The organism is Streptosporangium sp. NPDC000396, from assembly GCF_042898655.1.
GTDB lineage: Bacteria > Actinomycetota > Actinomycetes > Streptosporangiales > Streptosporangiaceae > Streptosporangium.
Genome location: NZ_JBIAZA010000017.1, coordinates 162,921 through 184,292 on the forward strand (window position 1 = coordinate 162,921; position 21,372 = coordinate 184,292).

The 21,372-nt window shown below is 69.6% G+C and carries 15 protein-coding genes; 11 read left to right on the plus strand and 4 right to left on the minus strand.

All coding sequences use genetic code 11. The features are described 5' to 3' along the window. Nucleotides 1–61: 61 nt before the first annotated feature. Nucleotides 62–1,666, plus strand: coding sequence for a fatty acyl-CoA synthetase (locus tag ACFY2X_RS26985; protein WP_389942818.1), 1,605 nt, complete (start codon nt 62–64; stop codon nt 1,664–1,666). Nucleotides 1,667–1,670: 4 nt separating this feature from the next. Here the strand turns inward: ACFY2X_RS26985 and ACFY2X_RS26990 are convergent, their stop codons facing one another. Then, nucleotides 1,671–1,865, minus strand: a complete 195-nt coding sequence (locus tag ACFY2X_RS26990) for a nuclear transport factor 2 family protein (protein ID WP_389942821.1) — start codon at nt 1,863–1,865, stop codon at nt 1,671–1,673. Nucleotides 1,866–2,067: 202 nt separating this feature from the next. On the opposite strand from ACFY2X_RS26990, the gene ACFY2X_RS26995 reads away from it, so the two are divergent. After that, on the plus strand, nt 2,068–4,203 hold the full coding sequence (locus ACFY2X_RS26995; RefSeq protein ID WP_389942824.1) for a SpoIIE family protein phosphatase: 2,136 nt from the start codon (nt 2,068–2,070) through the stop codon (nt 4,201–4,203). Between the two features lie 46 nt (nt 4,204–4,249). Here the strand turns inward: ACFY2X_RS26995 and ACFY2X_RS27000 are convergent, their stop codons facing one another. After that, nucleotides 4,250–5,290, minus strand: a complete 1,041-nt coding sequence (locus ACFY2X_RS27000) for a zinc-dependent alcohol dehydrogenase family protein (protein WP_389942827.1) — start codon at nt 5,288–5,290, stop codon at nt 4,250–4,252. Between the two features lie 320 nt (nt 5,291–5,610). Between ACFY2X_RS27000 and ACFY2X_RS27005 the strand changes: the two genes are divergently transcribed. Together ACFY2X_RS27005 and ACFY2X_RS27010 are read left to right on the plus strand one after the other, a co-directional pair. Then, entirely contained in the window at nt 5,611–6,477 is an 867-nt protein-coding gene (locus ACFY2X_RS27005; protein ID WP_389942829.1) for a universal stress protein, read from the plus strand. Nucleotides 6,478–6,744: 267 nt separating this feature from the next. Continuing rightward, the gene (locus ACFY2X_RS27010; protein ID WP_389942832.1) at nt 6,745–9,651 is read left to right on the plus strand and encodes a YbhB/YbcL family Raf kinase inhibitor-like protein; all 2,907 of its coding nucleotides are present in this window, start codon (nt 6,745–6,747) and stop codon (nt 9,649–9,651) included. A 152-nt stretch (nt 9,652–9,803) separates the two neighbouring features. On the opposite strand, the gene ACFY2X_RS27015 is transcribed toward ACFY2X_RS27010, so the two are convergent. Then, nucleotides 9,804–11,255 (minus strand): amino acid permease, encoded by a 1,452-nt coding sequence (locus ACFY2X_RS27015; protein ID WP_389942835.1) that lies wholly within the window; start codon nt 11,253–11,255, stop codon nt 9,804–9,806. A 239-nt stretch (nt 11,256–11,494) separates the two neighbouring features. Here ACFY2X_RS27015 and ACFY2X_RS27020 point away from each other — a divergent pair, with 239 nt between their 5' ends. From ACFY2X_RS27020 to ACFY2X_RS27030, 3 genes are all read left to right on the plus strand, one after another. Continuing rightward, a complete protein-coding gene (locus ACFY2X_RS27020) occupies nt 11,495–11,959 on the plus strand; it encodes a hypothetical protein (protein WP_389942838.1) in 465 nt (154 codons plus the stop codon). A 359-nt stretch (nt 11,960–12,318) separates the two neighbouring features. Then, nucleotides 12,319–12,834 (plus strand): hypothetical protein, encoded by a 516-nt coding sequence (locus ACFY2X_RS27025; protein ID WP_389942841.1) that lies wholly within the window; start codon nt 12,319–12,321, stop codon nt 12,832–12,834. After that, nucleotides 12,831–13,529: a hypothetical protein gene (locus tag ACFY2X_RS27030; RefSeq protein ID WP_389942844.1), complete on the plus strand. Its 699-nt coding sequence runs from the start codon at nt 12,831–12,833 to the stop codon at nt 13,527–13,529. Before ACFY2X_RS27025 ends, ACFY2X_RS27030 begins: the two co-directional genes overlap by 4 nt. Nucleotides 13,530–13,771: 242 nt before the next feature. Here the strand turns inward: ACFY2X_RS27030 and ACFY2X_RS27035 are convergent, their stop codons facing one another. Next, a complete protein-coding gene (locus tag ACFY2X_RS27035) occupies nt 13,772–14,881 on the minus strand; it encodes a transposase domain-containing protein (protein ID WP_389942847.1) in 1,110 nt (369 codons plus the stop codon). 666 nt (nt 14,882–15,547) lie between these two features. On the opposite strand from ACFY2X_RS27035, the gene ACFY2X_RS27040 reads away from it, so the two are divergent. The 4 genes from ACFY2X_RS27040 (at nt 15,548) to ACFY2X_RS27055 (ending at nt 21,163) form a co-directional block, all read left to right on the plus strand. Continuing rightward, nucleotides 15,548–16,048 carry a (2Fe-2S)-binding protein gene (locus tag ACFY2X_RS27040; RefSeq protein ID WP_389942965.1) on the plus strand — a complete coding sequence of 167 codons (501 nt, stop codon included), beginning with the start codon at nt 15,548–15,550 and terminating at the stop codon, nt 16,046–16,048. Continuing rightward, nucleotides 16,045–17,031 carry an FAD binding domain-containing protein gene (locus ACFY2X_RS27045; protein ID WP_389942850.1) on the plus strand — a complete coding sequence of 329 codons (987 nt, stop codon included), beginning with the start codon at nt 16,045–16,047 and terminating at the stop codon, nt 17,029–17,031. Before ACFY2X_RS27040 ends, ACFY2X_RS27045 begins: the two co-directional genes overlap by 4 nt. Then, the gene (locus ACFY2X_RS27050; protein ID WP_389942853.1) at nt 17,028–19,115 is read left to right on the plus strand and encodes a xanthine dehydrogenase family protein molybdopterin-binding subunit; all 2,088 of its coding nucleotides are present in this window, start codon (nt 17,028–17,030) and stop codon (nt 19,113–19,115) included. The genes ACFY2X_RS27045 and ACFY2X_RS27050 overlap by 4 nt, the downstream gene beginning before the upstream one ends. Before the next feature lie 263 nt (nt 19,116–19,378). Continuing rightward, complete coding sequence (locus ACFY2X_RS27055) at nt 19,379–21,163, plus strand: CBM35 domain-containing protein (RefSeq protein WP_389942856.1); 1,785 nt, start codon at nt 19,379–19,381, stop codon at nt 21,161–21,163. Nucleotides 21,164–21,372 lie beyond the last annotated feature (209 nt).

The window sequence follows — 21,372 nt, forward strand, 5'->3', positions numbered from 1 at the left end:
AGGGCGAACATCACTACGCTTGCCAGAAGTTTCCTCTGTGGTAGCAATTCTGGAGAAGCCCGTGTCTCTTGCCGGAGCCCCGGAGCAGGCGGATGTCGCGCTTGCCCGTCGTCAATCGTTGGCCGACCTGCTCCGCCGATCCGCTCGGCGTCACCCCGACCGCCTCGCCGTGTCCGACGGCGTGAACGCCCGGACCTACGCCCAGCTCGACGAGGATGCCGGCAGGATCGCCAACGCGCTCCTCGCAAGAGGGGTGAGGGTCGGCGACCGGGTGGCGGTGCTCTCACGGAACACCGTCGAGTACGTCCAGACGATCTTCGCCGTCGCCCGGGCGGGCGCCGTACTGGTGCCGATCAACTTCATGCTCCGCGGCGAGGAGGTCGGATACGTCGTCGGTCACTCCTCGGCCGTGGCCCTGCTCGTGCAGGACGCGCTCCTGCCGGTCGCGGAAGAGGCGATCAAGGCGACGGACCGCCTGCGGACACGGATCGTGTACGGCGAGGCGGCGGGGGACTGGGAGCCGTTCTCGGCCCTGCTGGGCCACGACGACTCCCGAGAGCCCGCGGTGCCCATCGCGCCGGACGACCCGGCCCAGATCCTCTACACTTCGGGGACCGAGTCGCGCCCCAAGGGCGCGGTCCTGTCCCATGCGGCGCTGATCGCCCAATACGGCAGCTGCATCATCGACGGCGGCATGGACCGCGACGACGTCGAGCTGCACTCGATGCCGCTGTTCCACTGCGCGCAGCAGCACTGCTTCCTGGTGCCCGACATACAGCTCGGAGCCTCCAGTGTCATCCTGCCCGGACCCGACCCCGCCGCGGTGCTCGCCGCCATCGAAACTCACCGGGTGACCAAGTTCTTCGCCCCGCCGACGGTCTGGATCGGCCTGCTGCGCCACCCGGACTTCGACAAGCGCGACCTCTCCTCGCTGCGCAAGGGCTACTACGGGGCGGCGATCATGCCCGTGGAGGTGCTCCGCGAGCTCGGCGAGCGGCTGCCCGACGTGCGCCTGTGGAACTTCTACGGCCAGACGGAGATGGCGCCCGTCGCCGTCATGCTCCAGCCCGAGGACCAGATCCGCAAGGCCGGATCCGCGGGCCGGGCCGCCCTGAACGTGGAGACCCGGGTCGTGGACGCGGAGGGCCGGGACGTACCCGCCGGTGAGATCGGTGAGATCGTCCACCGGAGCCCGCACGCCATCCTCGAATACCTCGACGACCCCGAGAAGACCGCCGAGGCGTTCCGGGGCGGCTGGTTCCACTCGGGCGATCTGGGGACGATGGACGAGGAGGGGTACCTCACGGTCGTCGACCGGATCAAGGACATGATCAAGTCCGGTGGCGAGAACGTCGCCAGCCGCGAGGTCGAAGAGGCGATCTACGAGCACCCCGCCGTCGCCGAGGTGGCGGTCGTCGGGGTCAGGCATCCGAGCTGGATCGAGGCGGTCGTCGCGATCGTGGTGACCAAGCCCGGCGCGGCCGTCACCGAGGAGGAACTGCGGGCGCACGCCCGTGAACGGCTGGCGACGTTCAAGGTGCCGAAGGCGTTCGCGTTCGTCGACGCGCTCCCGAAGAACCCGAGCGGCAAGATCCTCAAGCGTGAGCTCAGGGAGCGGCACGGCGACCTCGCGGACCGGATCGCCGGCGCGGGCGCCGGACGCTGAGGCGTCACCCGGCCGGGGCGGCGGGGTGCTCCATCCACCACTCGACGATTCGGTCGCGGCCGCGCCAGGGCGGCCGGAACGGTGCCGTGCAGTACTCGGCGTCCTCGGTGAAGAGGGCGCCGATGTGTGCCGGATCGTTGGAGTTCCACGCCTGGACGTAGCCGTCGATCCATGTGGTGACACGGCTGAGATCTGCCATGAAGGCGTTCTACTCCATCGACCGGCGGGCGCGGAGCCGGGAAACCCTCCTTGTACGAGATATTTCAAAACTCCTGGTCAGCGGGGGTATCGTCCATATATGTGCAGGAGGTCGTGCCGAATGGCAGGACGGGGGGACCGGTGCGCGGGGGCAGTGCGGCGTGCGGCATTGCGGCTGCGAGCCGAGGCATAGGGCGCCGGCCGTGACGGAACAGTCTCTTTCCTCAGACGACCGGCTCGCCGAAGACGGTCTCGACGCGCTGGCCGAGGGCCTCGCTGCGGCGCTGGAGGAGGTCGGCGCGCATACGGGCGCGATCTACCTCCTGACCCCCGATGCCCAGGTGCTGGAGATGGCGGTGCTGAAGGGGGTGCCGCAGGAGTTCGTCCGGCCGTGGGAGCGGGTGAGCCTGACCGCTTCGCTTCCGGTGGCCGACGCGTTACGGGAGAGCCGGCTGGTGTGGGTGAGCGGCGAGGAGGACATGGTGCGCCGCTACCCGGGTACGGCACTCGCCATGCCGTACGAGTTCGCGATGGCCGCGCTGCCGCTGGCCACCGCCACGGCCGACTACGGGGCGATGTACGTCATCTGGTCCGGCTCCCATGCCTCCCGGCTGTCCTCCGGCGAAGACGATCGCCTGGCGACGGCCGTCGCCGACCTGGCGCGGAGGCTGGAAGAGGCCGCTCAGGCCGGCAGGCCGGTACGGGCGCGCCCGGAACCACGCGTGCTCGCCCCACCCAGTGTGAGCCCGGCGGAGGCCCTTGAGGCGATGGTGTCGCGCCTGCCGGAGGGGATATGCACCATGGACAGCCGAGGCCGCCTCACTTTCATCAGCCCGCAGGGGGCCGACCTGCTCGGTGAGCCGGCCTGGCGGTTGATCGGCGCCCAGCCCTGGACGGTGCTGCCCTGGCTGAACGACCCGGTCTACGAGGACCGTTACCGCGCGGCGATGATCAGCCAGCAGCCGACCTCGTTCGTGGCGCTGCGCCCTCCGGACCGGTGGCTGTCGTTCAACCTGTATCCCGCGATCTCCGGCATCACCGTGCGCATCGCCCCGGCCCTGGTGGAGGCCGACACTGTCCCGCAGCCCACGTTGGCGGTCGACTCGGCGGTACCCACCAAGCTCGGGGCGATCTACCATGTCCTGCACCTGGCGAGCGCGTTGACCGAGGCCGCCGGAGTGCAGGACGTGGTGGACCTGGTCGCCGACCAGATGATGCCGGCCTTCGGCGGGCAGGCGCTGGCCCTGCTCATGGCCGAGGAGGGCCGGCTGCGCGTCGTCGGTCATCGGGGCTACTCGCCCAACGTCATAAAGCAGTACGACCGCCTTCCCCTGACCTCGCCCACGCCGAGCGCGCGGACGATGGTCACCGGAGTGCCGAGCTTCTTCGAGTCCCGGGAGGAAATGGACCAGGTCTACCCCTTGGCCGTCGCCCCGGACGACGGAATGGCCGCCTGGGCGTTCCTGCCGCTGATCGCCTCAGGCCGGCCCATCGGCACCTGCGTGCTCGCTTTCACCCAGCCGCATCGCTTCAGCGTCGAGGAACGCGCCGTGCTGACCTCGCTCGGCGGCCTGATCGCCCAGGCCCTGGAACGCGCGCGCCTCTACGACGCCAAGCTGGAGCTCGCCCACGGCCTGCAGGAAGGCCTGCTGCCCCACGCCCTTCCGCATCTGCCCGGCCTGACCGCGGCCGTCCGCTACCTTCCCGGCACCGAAGGCATGGACATCGGGGGAGATTTCTACGACGTCATCCGGCTCGACGACGACACCGTCGCCGCCGTGATCGGCGACGTCCAGGGGCACAACGTCACCGCGGCGGCCCTCATGGGCCAGTTGCGCACCGCGGTGCGCGCCTACGCCACGGCCGGCGCCGATCCCGGCGAAGTCCTGGCCCGCACCAACCACCTCCTGGCGGACCTGGACCCCGGCATGTTCGCCAGCTGCGTCTACCTCCGCCTCGACATGCGCCGCCGTACGGCGTGCATGGCTCGCGCGGGTCACCCCCAGCCTCTCCTGCGCCACCCCGGCGGTGACGTGCAGGTGCTGGACGTACCCGGCGGCCTGCTGCTGGGCATCGACCCCGAAATCGAGTATCCGCACACGGAGATCCCCCTCCAGGCCGGCTCCGTTCTGGCTCTCTACACCGACGGTCTGATCGAGACCCCCGGGATCGACATCGACGACGCCCTGGCCGACCTCGGCACGGAGCTGGCGCGCACCGGCGACCGGTCTCTGGAGGAGGTGGCCGACGCCTTGATCCGGCACGCGCAGCAGACCAGCCGTCGCAGCGACGACATCGCCTTGCTTCTCCTGCGTCCCACGGACGATCTCGATCCCTGATTCCGCCTCCGGGGCGGTGCGGAGCCCTCCGCCGGTCGCGGCGGGGTCAGGGCCGGATCATGAGTACGGCGGCGCCTTCGACGCGGTCGCCGGCGAGGTCGTCCAGCGCCCGGTCCGCCGCCTCGAAGGGGTAGGGCACGGTCGTGACCCGCGGGGGATGGACAGAGGTGAACTCCAGATATGCCCGGCCGTCGGCGCGGGTGTTGGCGGTGACGCTGCGCAGCGTCCGCTCCTGGAACAGATGGCGCTGGTAGTTCAGCGCGGGGATGTCGCTGAGGTGGATGCCCGCCACGGCGAGGGTGCCGCCCCGGTCCAGGGCGGTCAACGCGACCGGCACCAGCTCGCCCACCGGCGCGAACAGGATCGCGGCGTCCAGCGGTTCGGGCGGGGCCTCGGCCGCGCCCGCGGTCGAGGCCGCTCCCAGCGCCCTGGCCAGCTCACGAGCCTTGGCCGACCGGGTGAGGACGTGCACGCTCGCGCCCTGGGCGACGGCGACCTGCGCGGTCAGATGGGCCGAGGCGCCGAAGCCGTAGATGCCCAGGCGGCCGCCGGGCGGCAGATCGCAGCGGAGCAGGGCGCGGTATCCGATGATTCCGGCGCACAGCAGAGGCGCCAGCTTCGCGGCCGGGGCCTCCTCGGGAAGCGGGTAGACGTAGTCCTCGCGGGCGGTGAGGTATTCGGCGTAGCCGCCGTCGGCGTCCCAGCCGGTGTAGGTGGAGGCGGGACAGAGGTTCTCCGCTCCCCGGCGGCAGTAGCGGCAGCGCCCGCAGGTCGAGCGGAGCCAGGCCACGCCCACGCGCGCGCCGGGTGCGAGCCGTACCGTCTCCGGGCCGCACGCCACCACCCGCCCCACGACCTCGTGACCGGGCACGGTCCTCGGGCGCCGCGGGGACAGGTCGCCTTCGGCGAGGTGGAGGTCGGTACGGCAGACGGCGCACACCTCGACCTGGACCAGCACCTCGCCGGGGGCAGGCACGGGGACCGGGATCCGGACCCGCTCCAGGGGGTGCGAGCCGATCGGTCCCGGGCGGGCGACCACCCAGGCGTCCATCTCGGCGGGGATCACCGGGCGTGCCCGGAGGTCCACGGGCCCGGCCCGCCGCCCGGGGCCGCTGCGCGTTCGGTCATGGGGCTCTCCCAACGGGAAGACGAGTGTCGCCGGGTTCGAGGAGGCGGTGGTTTCCGCGTCCTGGTTCGGATCACTTCCGGGCCTCCCCGCCCAGGCCCGCCCCTAACCCGCCGAGGAACGGGCGATCCGCCGTGTCCTCGCGGAGCGTCGCCGGAGGAGCCGCCGGCATGCCGCGGGAGCCGTCGGCAAAGAGATCGAAGGTCGTTGCTGACCGGATCTTTTGACTGGTGTGACCGCCGAGGGGAACAGATCGAATGTGAGAGCGGGAGGGGAATGACATGGCGACGCATGCGGTGGTGGGTGCCGACGACTCACCTTCCTCGCGGGCGGCCGTCGAATGGGCGGCCGATGACGCCATGCGGCGTGGTTGTGCTCTTCGGATCGTGCACGTGTGCGAGGACCTGGGTTACGACATCCCGCTGCAGACGCCGCCGGGGTTTCGCGACTCGGTGTCGGAATACTGCCAGGGGGTGCTGGACGCGGCGGCTGATCTGGTGCGCGATCGCGCCCCCGGACTGGAGGTCGAGATCTCCCTGGAGACCGGCCGGGTGGTGGAGGTCCTGCGGCGGGAAGCCGAGGACGCCGAGCAGCTCGTGGTCGGCGGGCGCGGCCGGGGAGGGTTCACCGGGTTGCTGCTGGGGTCGGTCCCGCTGAGGCTGGCCGGTCACGTGCCGGTGCCCGTCGTGGTCGTCAAGGGCGCGCTGGAGCAGGAGCACGGGGAGGTCGTGGTCGGGGTCGAAGGGTCGGCGCATTCGGCGGTGGTGCTGCGGTACGCCTTCGAGGAGGCGGCGCGCCGGGAGGCGCGGTTGCACGCGGTTTACGCCTGGGAGATGCCGGTACTGGGGCCCTACGCGCCGGTCTACACGCCGCTGGTGGAGGAGATCTCCGTTACCGGCAAGAGAGTGGTCGAGGAGGCGCTCGCTTCCTGGCAGGAGAAGTATCCGCAGGTGGAGGTCGAGAAGACGGCGATCTGCGAGCACCCGGTCGTCGCGTTGCGTGACGCCTCGGAGTCGGCGGATCTGGTGGTGGTCGGTTCCCGGGGACTGGGAGCGTTGAGCGCGGCGGTTCTGGGCTCGGTGAGCCACGGGGTGCTGCATCACGCCCGCTGTCCCGTCGCCGTGGTGCCCACCCGCGGCAAGGCGTGAGGCTCCTTCACGCCGATCCCGTGCTCCGTCCGCTCGCTCAGCCGTAAAGGTAGGATCTTTGGAACGCGGCATCGTGGGCTGAGGGGCGCGGGCGCGATTCATCCTGATGAAAATCCCCTCGCTGTCGAGGGATTTTGGGGCGCCCGCATCGCCTGTCGGCTCTATTGACAAAGAACTGTATCTAATGATCCTATCAATTTCATAGTTAGGAACCCTTCCTAACTAGCTCTCTTGCCCGTCTCTCCCCCCAAGACAGCAGGAGGATCGATGAGATCTCCTACCCGAGCGCGCTCGCTGGCCGGCGTGCTCGTTGCCGGGTTGCTGCTCAGCGTGCTGGCGGCCCTCCCCGCCGCCGCCGCGCCCACCCGGTACGAGGCGGAAAACGCCACCATCTCCCAGGGCGCGGTGGAGTCCAACCACCCGGGATTCTCCGGAACCGGGTTCGTCAACACGGACAACGCCGCCGGCTCCTACGTCGAGTTCACCGTCAACGCCGCGACCGCCGGAACGGCCGCCGTCGCCATCCGCTACGCCAACGGCACGACCATCAACCGCCCCGCCGACGTCGCCGTCAACGGCACCGTCGTCTCGGCCGGGAGGGCCTTCAACGGCACCGGCTCCTGGAGTACCTGGGCGACCTCCACCCTGACCGCCCCGCTGAACGCCGGATCCAACACCGTCCGGATCACGGCCACGACCGCGGGGGGCGCTCCCAACCTCGACTTCGTCGACGTGGAGGTGGCCGCGCCGAGCAGCGACTACCAGGCGGAGAACGCCACCATCTCCCAGGGGGCCGTCGAGTCCAACCACGCCGGGTACACCGGCACCGGATTCGTCAACTACGACAACGTCGCCGGCTCCTACGTCGAGTTCACCGTCAACGCCGCGACCGCCGGCAACTACAGCCTGACGTTCCGTTTCGCCAACGGCACCACGACCGACCGGCCGATGGACATCTCCGTCAACGGCACGCCGGTCTCCGCCGGGCTGTCCTTCCCCGGCACCGGCGCGTGGACCACCTGGGTGGAGAAGTCCGTCACCGCGGGCCTCGTCGCCGGAGCCAACAGGGTCCGGGCCGGCGCGACCACCGCGAACGGCGGCCCCAACCTCGACCGGTTGAGCGCCTCGGCGCCGGCCGACTCCGTGCCCCCCACCACGCCGGCGAACCTGCGCGTCGTCGGCGAGGTCAAACCGACCTCGGTCGAGCTGGCGTGGGAGGCGTCCACCGACAACGTGGGCGTCGCGCTGTACGAGATCTACAACGGCGGCAACGTGATCAAGACGGTCGGCGGCAACGTCACCACCGCCGAGGTCACCAACCTCACCCCCAACACCAGGTACGTGCTGAGCGTGCTCGCCCGCGACGGGGCGGGAAACGCCTCGCCGGGGAGCAACAACGTGGACATCACCACGCCGCCCAGCGACGACACGCAGCCGCCGACCGTCCCGGCCGGCCTGCGGGCCGTGAGCGTGGCGGCGACCAGCGTGACGCTGGCGTGGAACGCCTCCACCGACAACATCGGGGTGACCGGCTACAACGTCTATCGCGACGGCACGAAGTTCGCGACCGTCCCGGACCTGACCGCCACCGCGGACGGGCTGACGCCGAACACGGCCTACTCGTTCACCGTCGAGGCGTTCGACGCCAACGGCAACACCTCGGCCAGGAGCGCGCCCCTGCCGGTCAGGACGACCGGGCAGGCGGGCGGCGGCGACCCGGTCTACGACAAGGACGTCGCCAAACTCGACCTGCCCTGGGGCGTGGCATTCCTTCCGGACAACAGCGCCCTGGTCGCCGAACGCGACCGGTTCGAGATCGTCCGGGTCACGCTGAACGGGCAGAAGACCGTGGTCGGCAAGATCACCGAGGCGGTCACCACCGTCGGTGAGGGCGGCCTTCTGGGCCTGGCCCTCTCACCGAACTTCGCCGCCGACCACTACGTCTACGCCTACCACACGTCCTCCTCCGACAACCGGGTGGTGCGCTTCAAGTTCGAAAACGGGCAGATCGGCCCCCGGGAGCCGATCGTGACCGGTATCTCCAAGGCCAAGTTCCACAACGGCGGCCGGATCAAGTTCGGCCCCGACGGGATGCTCTACATCACCACCGGTGACGCGCTGGAAGGCACCCGGGCGCAGAACCTCGGCTCGCTCAACGGCAAGATCCTCCGGGTCACCCCGACCGGCGCCGGGGCGCCGGGCAACCCGTTCCCGAACGCGCCGCGCGTCTACAGTCTCGGCCACCGCAACCCGCAGGGCATCGCCTGGGACTCCCAGGGCCGTCTGTGGTCGTCGGAGTTCGGCGACGGCACCTGGGACGAGCTGAACCTCATCCAGGCCGGCAGGAACTACGGCTGGCCGAACTGCGAGGGCCGGTGCAGCAACAGCGCCTACGTCAACCCGGTGCAGCAGTGGAGCGTGTCCTCCGCCTCGCCGAGCGGCATCGAGATCGTCAACGACTGGATCTACATGGCCGCGGTCCGCGGCGCGCGCCTGTGGGTCATGAAGATCACCGGCAACACGACCGACACGCCCAGGGCGTTCTTCAACGGCCGCTGGGGCAGGCTGCGCACGGTCGTCAAGACCCCCGACGGCGGGCTCTGGCTGACCTCGACCAACAACGACAAGAACGGAGGAACGCCGTCGACGATCGACAACGACATCGTCCGGCTGAGGTTCGCCGGTCAGCCCTTCTCACTGACCAGCGGCGCGTTCGCCGGCAACGGCACCATCCCCGCCAGGCACACCTGCGCGCAGGACGGCGTGTCCGGCAACGACATCTCGCCGCCGCTGGCCTGGTCCGGGGCGCCGGCGGCCGCGCAGAGCTACGCGATCACGTTCATCGACACCGCCAACGGCGGCAAGCACTGGGTGATCTGGGACATTCCCGCCGACAGGCTGTCACTGCCCGAAGGGCTCGGCCTCGGCTTCACCGTGCCGGAGGTGGCCGGTGCCAAGCAGAAGGCGATGGGCAGCGGAAACAAGGCCCTGCAGTACTTCGGGCCGTGTCCTGGCGGATCCACGCACAGGTATGAGTTCACGCTGTACGCCGTGGACACCGCGACGCTGCCGGGTGTGAGCTCGGGTTCGTCGGTGGCCGCGGTGGAAACCGCGATCCTGGGGCACGACGTCGCGAGTGTGAAGCTGGCCGGCAACTCGAACGCCGGAACCTGACGGGACCGTAGTGGCCCGGCCGGGTCGGGAAGCCCCACGCCCGGCCGGGCTCACTGTCAAACCCGCCTGGCCGGGCCCGCGGCGCTGGTGGCGGGCCTGAGCTTCAGCGCCGCCCCGGCTGGTCTTCTCCCAGGCCGACTGCCGGCTGACCGTCAGCCCTCGTCCGCCGACGTCCTTCTGTGCGCTCCGGCCTCCGTCCCGGCCAGCGCGGAGTGCCGGTAGGAGTATCCGAAGTACACGATCAGGCCGATCACGAACCACACCGCGAAGCGCACCCAGGTCTGCCACTGCAGGAAGCTGATCAGCCAGAGCGAGAAGACGATGCCGATCGCGGGAACGACCGGCTTGCCGGGGCAGTGGAAGGTCCGCGGCAGGTCGGGCTGCCGGTAGTGCAGAACGATCACCGCCGCGCACACGACCACGAAGGCGAGCAGGATGCCGATGTTGGTCAGCTCCGCCGCCTGGACGATGGGAAGGAACCCGGCGAGGAACGCGGAGACGACACCGGCGATCCACGTCACGCGTATCGGCACGTGCCGTACCGGGTGCGTCTTGGCGAACCAGTGCGGCAGCAGCCCGTCGCGGCTCATCGAGAACCACACGCGGGTCACGCCGAGCATGAACGTGAACATGACGGTGAGGATGCCGACGATCGCCCCGATCGCGATCACGTTCGCCAGGCCGCTCAGCCCAACCGACTTGAACGCCGTGGAGAAACCGCTCTCCTTGTCGATCTCCGAGTACTTCTGCATGCCCGTCAGCACCAGGCAGGCCAGGACGTAGAGCACCATCGAGATGGCGAGCGAGTAAACGATCGCCTTCGGCATGTGGCGCTTGGCGTCCTTGGACTCCTCCGCCGCGGTGCTCATGGCGTCGTAGCCGAAGACGGCGAAGAAGACCGTGGCCGCGCCCGTGAACGCGCCGCCGAGGCCGTAGGGGAAGAAGGGGACGTAGTTGCCGGGATTGATGAAGAAGGCGCCGACGACGATGACCACGAGCACCACGACGACCTTTATCGTGACGACGGTCACCTCGAACCGGGCCGCGTTCTTGATGCCGAGAGTCAGCAGATAGGCGATCAGCAGGCACAACAAGGCGGCGAACAGGTCCACCCGGTGCCCCTCGCCCGTCCCCGGCGCCCCCAGCATCCAGGCGGGCAGCTGGATGCCCAGATTGGTCAGCAGGAACGAGAAGTAGCCGGAGATGCCGATGGCGACGACCGCGACGATCGCGGTGTACTCCAGCAGCAGGTCCCAGCCGATGAACCAGCCCGCCAGCTCGCCGAGGACCGCGTATCCGTAGGTGTACGCCGACCCGGCCTTCGGGATGAGCCCCGCGAACTCCGCGTAGGAGAACGCCGCCGCGGCGCTCGCGACTCCGGCGATCAGGAACGACAGCACGACGGCAGGCCCTGCCACGCCGTTGGCCACGGCGCCGGCGAGAGCGAAGATGCCCGCGCCGATGATGCCGCCCACCCCGATGGCGGTGAGCTGCCCCAGTCCCAGCGCACGGGTGAGCTGCTCGCTCACGGCGCCTTCCGGTTCTTCGATGTGCTCGATGGGTTTACGGCGAAATATGCCCGATCCCGCCCGCAGTCTGGCCATGGCGCATCCCTTTCGCACGACTGCAGCGGACTCCTGACCCGCTACCGACCCTGGCGGGAGGGCTCTTACCCCGTTTCACCTGCGCTTATTCCGGGCTGCCCGGGTGGTGGGGGTGGGTGCCCGAGGGTTCCCGGGTGGCCGCGCCCGTAAAACGATCTCGCGCCGCGGGCGCGGGATCCCCTCTCCGGCCTGGGCGCGGTACCGTCGTCTTATAGAACCTCAGCCACGAGGGGGCCGCTATGCCAAGCGATCCCGATCACGTGTTGGACTCCATCGACGGAGTCGTTGACGAGTGGCTCGCCATGAGCGAAGACTCCATGCGCTGGGCACCACCCGAGAAGATTCCGCCGAAGCCGCAGTTCTCGCTGCCGATACCGCCTCTGCCGCAGATCGTGGAGGATTTCCTGCAGGAGGTCGGCGCCCGTCTCGGCACGCAGACGCAAGCCGTGGTGGAGGTGTTCCGTCCTCTGGGTGAGGGAGTGGCCGGCGTCTTCGCCGCGTTCCTGGACAGCCCCGCCGTGCGGCAGCTGATCGAGCTGGCCGACCTGGTGGAGAACCGTGAGTCCTTCGACGACGTCGACCTCTTCGATGACGTCGATCTCTTCGACGAGGCTGAGCCGGAGGACGATCCGCTCGACGAGGCCGACCTCTTCGAGGAAGCCGGTCCCTCCGAGCCCTTCGAACACGGCGAGAATCGGCCCTAGATCTGTTTCGCGGATCTTCGCCCACGCCGCGGACCGGCCGGTGGGCGCGTCGAGGGCTGCGGCGAGAGCTCGCGCCGGGGCCATGGGCGGCATGACCCCGGCGCTCCATGGTGACCGCCGTGTCTCCGCCGGTGGTGAACGATGTGCTGTCCCGATCGGCTGGTACGGCCGCGCGCCGGGCCGGGGTTTCGGATTTTCGGCCCCATAGGGCTTTCCGGCCGGCCCGAGGGGGAGGCGGCGGTCTCGGAAGGGGGCTGCCGACGCCCGCCCGGCCGGTGACCCCGGCCCCCGGCCGGGGCGCCCCCGCCGGACCCGTGTGGTGACGGCTTCCCGCCAGGGAGCGCTGTTGACTCAAGCGCTTGGTCGATTTCATTTTACGCCGAGGAATTCTTTTGCGGCGGGCGGCGCTCGGATGTAGCCGGAGCGGATCTTTGTTGTTCGCATTCTTCGTCGGCGAGCTGGAAGACTTTTATGGCGGGATCGGCATTCTGTGGGCCGGTTGCCCCGGCCGTGGTCGACGAACTGGTGCACTTGCCGGGGTCGGTGTCAATTTCACCTCGGATGGTTCGGCGGGATCCTGTGATCGCGATTTTGGATTTGACCCGCATCCCTCTCGCGTTCGACGTTGTCATGTTCTGAGCTGGAGTAACGGACTTCTGGGGATGCTCCGTGCGCTGTGTCCCGGTGGCGCTGAATTGTGTGGAATCAACAGGTCGGCGCCGCCGTCGATGAAGCGCTTATCTCAACAGGGCTTTCATGTGCTTGCGATGAAAAAATGCCGTCCGGCAAAAATGTTTGGCGCTCAGGCGTTGACTGGAAATATGCGGATATCTACTCTCGCGATGTCCGGCAAATTACATGGGAGTGGCCGATGAAACTTATCCGAAACCTCGCCGCCGCCGCCGCAGTCGTCAGCACCGTCGCATTTACTCTCGTTTCGGCGCCTGCGTGGGCGGCCACCACCACGATTCACCGGGACAACGCGGCCGGTGCCGCTTACTCGGGTAAAGTCCGCGCGACATTGATCGCCCCCGTGCAGGTCTCGACGTCACTCGGCACCGGCACCTGCAACACCGGCAACATCGACGGCACCGTTCAGTCGAACGGCACCGGCCTGAACGTCTCGGTCTTCAGCTTCAGCAACGTTCCCGGCCCGGCCTGCCCGAACAGCGCCGGCGGCAGCTCCACGGTGAGCGCGGTCTCGCTGCCGTGGAACGGCGGCAACGTCACCTACGGCCCGGTGAGCGGCGGGCGCGACGGCACCCTGACCATCAGCAACGTCAGGGTCTCGGCGGTGACCACCGGCTGGTTCGGCACCATCACCTGCACCTACCGGGGTTCCGGGGCCGGAGACAGCATCGTCATGGACGGCTTCAACTCCGACAACCCCAACCGCCCGCTTCCCTCGATAGCCCAGGCCCAGGCGAGGGCCACCAACTACAGCCTCGTCAAGACCGGCGGCAGCTTCCTTTGCCCCGGCTCGGCCACCTTCAGCGCCACCTTCCAGATTCTGGGCGAGACCACCGCGAACTCGGGCGTCTACAACCAGAAGCTCCACGTCACCTCCTGAGGATCACATCCCGAAGGAACCTCCTGAAAAGGCTCCCGCGCTCATCAGGGAGCAGGCCCGCCTCTCCGGCGCACACCCGGGGAGGCGGGTCTCGGCGTCTGCGGGCCGTACGGGCTGCCAACGGCGTCCGCTCCGAACCGGTGGCGTCCGCTCCGGACCGGTGGCGTCCGCTCCGAACCGGTGGCGTCCGCTCCGGACCGGTGGGGGAGCGCGCCGTCTCGGGGCGGACGGCGCATCCGGTTTCAGCGCCGGGGCGCGGACCTGGCGCAGGGGCTGTGACGGCCGCGCCAGGCGCAGGCGCACGAGACCTCCACGCGGCCCGTGGCCTGGCACGTCAGCGCGCGGATGGCCTGGTAGGTGCAGAGCAGGGCCCAGACCTCCTGCGCCACCATCTCCGGGCTCCGGGATCGCAGCGCCGCCACGGGACCATGCCGGTCGGATCGCAGCCAGGCCAGCGCGCTGTCCATGGCCCATCGCTCCGCGTATCGCGCCGCCAGTTCGGACGCGGACGCCTGCCCCGGATCGATCAGCGTTGTGATCAGCCACTCCGCGCCCGGAAGGGGGATGACGCGAAGGGTCGCGCCCCCCAGGCCGGCCGGCCTGGACAGGTAGGAGCCGTCCCCGAAGCTGCGCCCTATGGGAAGTTCGTCGGCTCCGGTGATTCCCCACAGCAGGTGTGTGCCGGTCTCGACCGCCTGGTGCCACAGCTCGAACCCTTTGGAGCCGAAGCTGGCGAGCAGCAGCATGTTCGACTCCAGGCAGCGCAGGAGCCTCCGCGCCAGCGTGTGATGCTCCACGGCCGAGCCGGCGAACGTCGCGTCGATCAACGCGTGGGTGCCGTTCTCGGCGACGGCCACCACCCGGACGCACGGAAACCGGGCGGCTTCGTCCGGGTAGCCGAACGCCGAGTTGTCACGGGTCTCCGGGACGGCCAGCGCCGTGCCGTCCATCGTGACCAGCCGGAGGCCGCCCAGCCACGATCTGGGGGCCGCAGGCTCCGCCACGGGGCCGGCCACCTGGCAGAAGAGGACCCGCAACGGCTCGGCGCCGAGCCGCGCGCGGGCCCGGCTGATCGCCGAGACGCTGGGCGGCTCCCACGTGTGGACCCAGCGCGAGCGCCATGACAATCCGTTCAGCAGCAGGCGCATGACCTGGTCGTAGTTCTTGTCGAAGAACAGGCAGAGGGCCAGGACGTAGTAGATCGTCAGGCGAGCCGGCAGTGCCCGTCGCCGCCTGTCCGCGCACCCGCTGATCCGCACGACCTCATCGATCAGCGACATCGGGAAGATGGATGTGAGAACGCCGATCGACAGCTGATCGGCCAGCCGCCCATCATCTGACGGAGTCTTCACCTGCGTAACTCTTCCCTCGGGAACGCCATGTCAAGCCGAAATAAGTAAGCGCTTAGTTTTTTATCTGAATGGCTTAGGAATTAGCGGTTATATGCGCATTATCTGAGTGTCGCCAGGCCTGGAACCGGGCGCGTGGTCCGATGCGGGCGGCAGGGCGATCGCCGTAGCCGGTCTCGCGGGCTTGGGTGGGGCCGCGGGGGGAGGCCCCTTCGCGGGCTCGCCGCCCGCCCGTGCCGGCTCGGGCTCCGGCGCCGGGAGACCGCCACGCCGTCCCCGCCGGCACGGGGAGGCAGGCGAGCGGGGCGAGGGCCGATGTGGCTCCGGTGTGGCGGCCGTGGGGGAGAAGCTCCACGGCGGGGGATGGTGATCGAGGGCGACCTTAATGGATGTGGAATAACCCTAACGGGACTTAGTGAACCTTGTTGATGGTTTCGGTCAAAGGGCGAGGAGGCTGCCCTCCGGGCCTGCCCGTGCGTGAACGTCCGGCCTTCCGCGGCAGGTGAACATCCCCCCAAGCCGTGAGGCCGGCCCCGGAACGGGTCGGGGAACGGTCAAGCGCTTGTCGTCAAACGCGGAGGTAAGCCGGGCGAACGGGTGGGTAGGGGAGCGCCCGTGAAAGGTGAAGCGAACATCCCAGGACCGGACGCTCCGGCCGTTGTCCCGGTCATGGTGGACATCCGCCTGTCGGTCAACCGGGACAGCCATCCGATCACCGTGGACACCCGCGAGACACTGCTGGACACGCTGCGCGAGCGGCTCGGCCTGACCGGGGCGAAGAAAGGCTGCGACCACGGCCAGTGCGGGGCGTGCACGGTGCTGGTGGACGGCCGGCGGGTGAAGTCGTGCCTGGCGCTGACGGTGACCCTGGACGATCGGGAGATCACCACGGTCGAGGGGCTGGCCGACGGCGACACACCGCATCCCCTGCAGGCGGCGTTCATCGAGCACGACGCCTTCCAATGCGGGTACTGCACACCCGGGCAGCTCTGTTCGGCGGTCGGCATGCTGGCCGAGGCCGCGGCGGGATGGCCCAGCGCGGTCACCGAGGATCTGAACGCCGGGCCCTGGCTCGACGACGACGAGATCCGCGAGCGGATGAGCGGCAACCTGTGCCGCTGCGGCGCCTACGTCAACATCGTCGCGGCCATAGGGCAGGTGGCCCGATGAGGCCCTTCGACTACCGGCGAGCCACCGACGCGCGGTCGGCGGTGGCGGCCCTGGACGGGCGGCCGGACGCCATGTACCTCGGCGGCGGCACGAATCTGGTGGACCTGATGCGTCTCGGCGTCGTCTCGCCCGAGACGCTGGTGGACGTCACCAGGATCTCCTGCGGCGCGATCGAGGAGAGCGAGGACGGCGGCCTGATGATCGGCGCGGGCGTGCGCAACAGCGACCTGGCCGCGGACCCGCTGGTACGGCGGATCCACCCGATGCTCGCCCAGTCGGTGCTGGCGGGAGCCTCGGGCCAGATCCGCAACATGGCCACGGTCGGCGGCAACCTGCTGCAGCGCACCCGCTGCTCCTACTTCCAGGACGTGACCAAGCCGTGCAACAAAAGGCAACCGGGCTCCGGTTGCCCGGCCCGCGAGGGTGACCACCGGAACCTGGCGATCCTCGGGCACTCCGGCAGCTGCGTGGCCACCCACCCGTCGGACATGGCCGTCGCGCTGGCCGCGCTCGGGGCGGTCGTCCACGTGGAGGGGGCACGCGGGCCTCGCACCGTGCCGATGCCGGGACTGCACCGGCTGCCGGGCGACGAGCCGGAGCGCGACACCGTGCTGGAACCGGGCGACCTGATCACCGCGGTCGAGGTGCCCGCGCTGCCGTTCGCGACCCGGTCGCGCTACCGCAAGGTGCGGGATCGGGCGTCGTTCGCGTTCGCGGTGGTGTCGGTGGCGGCGGCGCTCGACGTGGAAGGCGGTGTGGTGCGGGACTGCCGGATCGCGCTGGGCGGCGTGGCGCACATCCCCTGGCGGGCCGAGCGCGCCGAGTCGGCGCTGCGCGGTTCGGCGGCCACCGCGGCGGAGTTCGCGCGGGCGGCCGACGCGGAGCTGGCCCAGTCGCGCCCGCTGCGGCAGAACGCGTTCAAGGTGCACCTTGTCCACAACGTCCTGGTCCGCACCCTCGTCGACCTCGCGGAGACGCCATGACCACCACGGCTTCGCCGTACACCGGCTCGGCGTTGGATCGGGTCGAGGGCATGGAGAAGGTGACGGGCCGGGCTCGATACGCGTTCGAGCACTTCCCGGACGACCTGGCCTACGCCGTACCGGTGCAGGCCACCATCGCCCGCGGCGAGATCCGCGCGGTCGACGTCGACGCCGTGCTCAGGCTCCCCGGAGTGATCGCCGCCATCTGGCACGGCAACGCGCCCGTGCTGGCCCCGCCGGAAAACGCCGAGCTGGCCGTGCTGCAGTCACCGAGGGTGGCCTACCGCGGCCAGTACGTCGCGGCCGTGGTGGCCGAGACACTCCAGGACGCCAGGGAGGCGGCCCGGGTGCTCCGGGTGGATTACGACGCCGAGCCGCACGACGTCGGGCTGCGCGCCGACCACCCGGAGATGTACCGGCCGGACCACGTCAACCCGAACTATCCGACCGACACCGAGCAGGGCGATCCGGACGCCGCGTTCGCCACCGCCCCGGTCGTGGTGAAGGCGACCTACACCACGCCGGCGGAGCACAACGTCCCGATGGAGCCGCACGCCACGGTCGCCGTGTGGAGCGGCGACGGCCTGACACTCTACGACTCCACCCAGGGCGCGTCGCAGGTCCGCGACACGATCGCGCCGCTGTTCGGCATGCCGCGCGAGAACGTCCGGGTGATCTCCCCGCACGTGGGCGGCGGTTTCGGGTCCAAGGGCATGCCCTGGCCGTCCGCAGTGCTCGCGGCGCTCGCCGCCAAGCACGTCGGCCGTCCGGTCAAGCTCGCGGTGACCCGGCAGCAGATGTTCGCGGTGACCGGCTATCGCACCCCGACGATCCAGCGAGTACGACTCGGCGCGGACACCGACGGGCGGCTGACCGTGATCATGCACGATGCCTTCGAACAGAGCTCCAGGATCCGGGAGTTCGCCGAGCAGACCGCCACGGCCACCCGGATGATGTACGCCGCGCCCAACCGGCGCACCACCCACCGCCTGGTCCGGCTCGATGTCCCGACCCCGTCGTGGATGCGCGCCCCGGGCGAGACACCGGGCATGTTCGCGCTGGAGTCGGCGATGGACGAGCTGGCTGTCGCATGCCGGATCGACCCGGTGGAACTGCGGATCCGCAACGATCCGGACATCGATCCGGAGAGCGGCCTGCCGTTCAGCTCCCGGAACCTGGTGGCCTGCCTGCGCGAGGGAGCGCGGCGCTTCGGCTGGGCCGGTCGCGACCCGGCGCCGGGCATCCGGCGCCGGGGCAGGTGGCTGATCGGGACCGGGGTGGCGTCGTCCACCTATCCGGTCTACCAGAGCCCGTCCCAGGCGGTCGTCCGTCAGGAGCCGGATGGCGGGTTCACCGTACGGATCGCCGCCGTGGACATCGGCACCGGCGCCCGGACAGTGCTCACCCAGATGGCCGCCGACGCGTTGCGCACCTCACCGGAGCGGGTCCGGATGGAGATCGGCGACAGCTCGCTGCCCAGCGCCCCGGTGGCGGGCGGGTCGATGGGCACCGCCTCGTGGGGCACGGCCGTGATCCGGGCCTGCGAGGCCCTGACGGGCGAGCTCGACCGGCGAGGTGGCGAGGTGCCCGTGGGCGGCCTGGAGGCGAGCGCCGACACCACCGGGGAGATCGGGGAGCAACGGTTCGCGCGGCACGCCTTCGGCGCCCAGTTCGCCGAGGTGGGCGTGGACGCGGACACCGGGGAGACGCGGGTGCTGCGGCTGCTCGGCGTGTTCGCCGCGGGCCGGATCATCAATCCGAAGACCGCGCGCTCGCAGTTCATCGGCGGCATGACCATGGGCCTGTCGATGGCCCTGCTGGAGGAGAGCGTCATGGACCGTGAGTTCGGCGACTACCTCAACCACGACTTCGCCCAATATCACGTCGCGGCCTGCGCGGACGTGCGGGACATCGAGGCGTTCTGGATCGACGAGGACGACCCGCACCTCAACCCGATGGGGTCCAAGGGCATAGGAGAGATCGGCATCGTGGGCACCGCCGCCGCGATCGCCAACGCGGTGCACCACGCCACCGGCATCCGGGTCCGGGACCTGCCGATCCGCCTCGACCGGCTGGTGCGCTGACCGGCGACGCCGGCCTCCGCGACGGAAGGCTTTTCCGTCGCGGATCTTCCTTAGCAGGTCAGCGAAATATGTCCAGACATATCCGTATTTAGTTATCCTGCCGTCTCTTGACTCCACGACATCGGAGTGGTCAGATCTCTGATCATTAGGAACCTTTCCTAACTATCTGCTCGAGCTATCCATCCTCGTTCACCAACGAGATGCTTGGCCGCTTCGCCCGGCTGGGGGGCAACGGAGCGTACGGCTCAGCAGAAAGGCGAGTCGTGCGTCCTGCCAGACCGGCGCTTCGGCGCCTGCTCCGGGCTGCCCTCATCTCCTCCGTCCTCGTTCCCTCCATCCTCCTGGCGCTCGTCCCGTCCGTGTTCGCGTCCGCGTCGGCGAGTGCTACCACGATCCGCTACGAGGCGGAGGCCGCCACCATCTTCCAGGGGGCCGTGGAGTCCAACCACGCCGGATTCTCCGGATCCGGCTTCGTCAACGGCGACAACGTCGCCGGCAGTTACACCGAATGGGCGGTGAGCGCCCCCGCGGCCGGCAGCGCGACCCTGACCTTCCGCTACGCGAACGGCACCACCGCCAACCGGCCGGCCGACATCTCGGTCAACGGCACGGTCGTCTCCGCCGGCCGGGCTTTCAGCGGCACCGGCAACTGGGACACCTGGGCCGTCTCAACCCTCACCGCCTCGCTGAGCGCGGGGAGCAACGTGATCCGGGTCTCCGCCACGACCTCCGGCGGCAATCCCAACCTCGACTATCTGGAGGTCACCGCCGACGGCGCCCCCGCCGCGGAGTACCAGGCCGAGGCGGCGGCCCTCTCACAGGCCTCGGTCGCCACCAACCACACCGGTTTCACCGGCACCGGCTTCGTCGACTACGTCAACGCGCCCGGCGGCTCCATCGAATGGACGGTGAACGTCGCCTCGGCGGGAGCCCACACCCTCACGTTCCGGTACGCCAACGGCACCACGGCGGCCCGCCCGATGGACGTCTCCGTCAACGGAACGGTGGTGGCGACCGGCAAGGCGTTTCCTCCCACGGTCAACTGGGACACCTGGGCTGACACCGTCGTCGTCGCCACCCTCAACGCCGGTGTCAACACGATCCGGGCGACGGGCACAGGCTCCGCCGGAGGACCCAACGTCGACCGGCTCGCCGTCAGCGGCTCCAGCGGAAGCGACAACCAGGCGCCGACCATCCCGGCCAACCCCCGGGTGACGGGAACCTCGGCCAGCAGCATCTCGCTCGCCTGGGACGATTCCACCGACAACGTCGCCGTCGCCGGCTACCGCGTCTACGAGGGGTCCACTCTCAGGGCCGGCTCGGTCACGGCCAGTGCCACCATCATCGGCCTGGCCGCCTCCTCGACGCACTCCTACGCGATCACAGCGGTCGACGCCGCGGGAAACGAGTCCGGGCGCAGCGTCACCGTGACCGGCACCACGACCGATGGAGGAGACGGAGTCACCGCCGATCAGCTGCTGGCCAAGGTCACCGCGTGCAGCCAGATCTCCAACGGCAAGTACAAGACCGACTCCGACGTCAGCACCGCGACGGTCGCCGTGTGCGACAAGACAGGGGCGGTGTTCTGGAAGGCCGACATGGACATCGACTGTGACGGCGTCCGCACCAGCCAGTGCAACGAGGACACCGACTGCTGCTTCCTGCCCGAGACCTTCTGCCACACGAGCGGCGACGCCCCGCTCAACGCCGCGCAGCTGCCATACGTGGTGGTGCCGAGCACGAGCCGCATCTGGAACTACACCACCAAGGGGATCGGCTGCGGGACGGTCGTGGCGGTGGTCTACAACGGTCAGGTCGAATATGCCGTGGTGGGTGACACCGGACCCAGCGGGATCATCGGCGAGGCGTCCTACCGGGCGGCGGCCGACCTGGGCATCAACCCCGACCCCAGCAACGGCGGCACCGACACGGGCGTCACCTACATCGTCTTCACCGGCTCGGGCACCAAGGTCGCGGCCATAGAGAACCACTCCCAGGCCGTGACCCTCGGCCGGCAGCTCGCCCAGCGGTTCGTCAGCGACAACTGACGCCGCGGAACGGGCGCCCCGGACCTCGTACGGCCCCGCGATGTCGGCGGCGGGGCCGTACGAGCTCGGGAACGGCCGGTGTCGTCCGCCGGTCAGCGCTTCTCGACGGGGTTTTTAACAGCATTTAAACCGCAGTGCTGCTATATCCGTAAATATCAGTGCATATGGGGAGAAGGTCGTAAATTCACTGCACTGGACGACGGAGGATC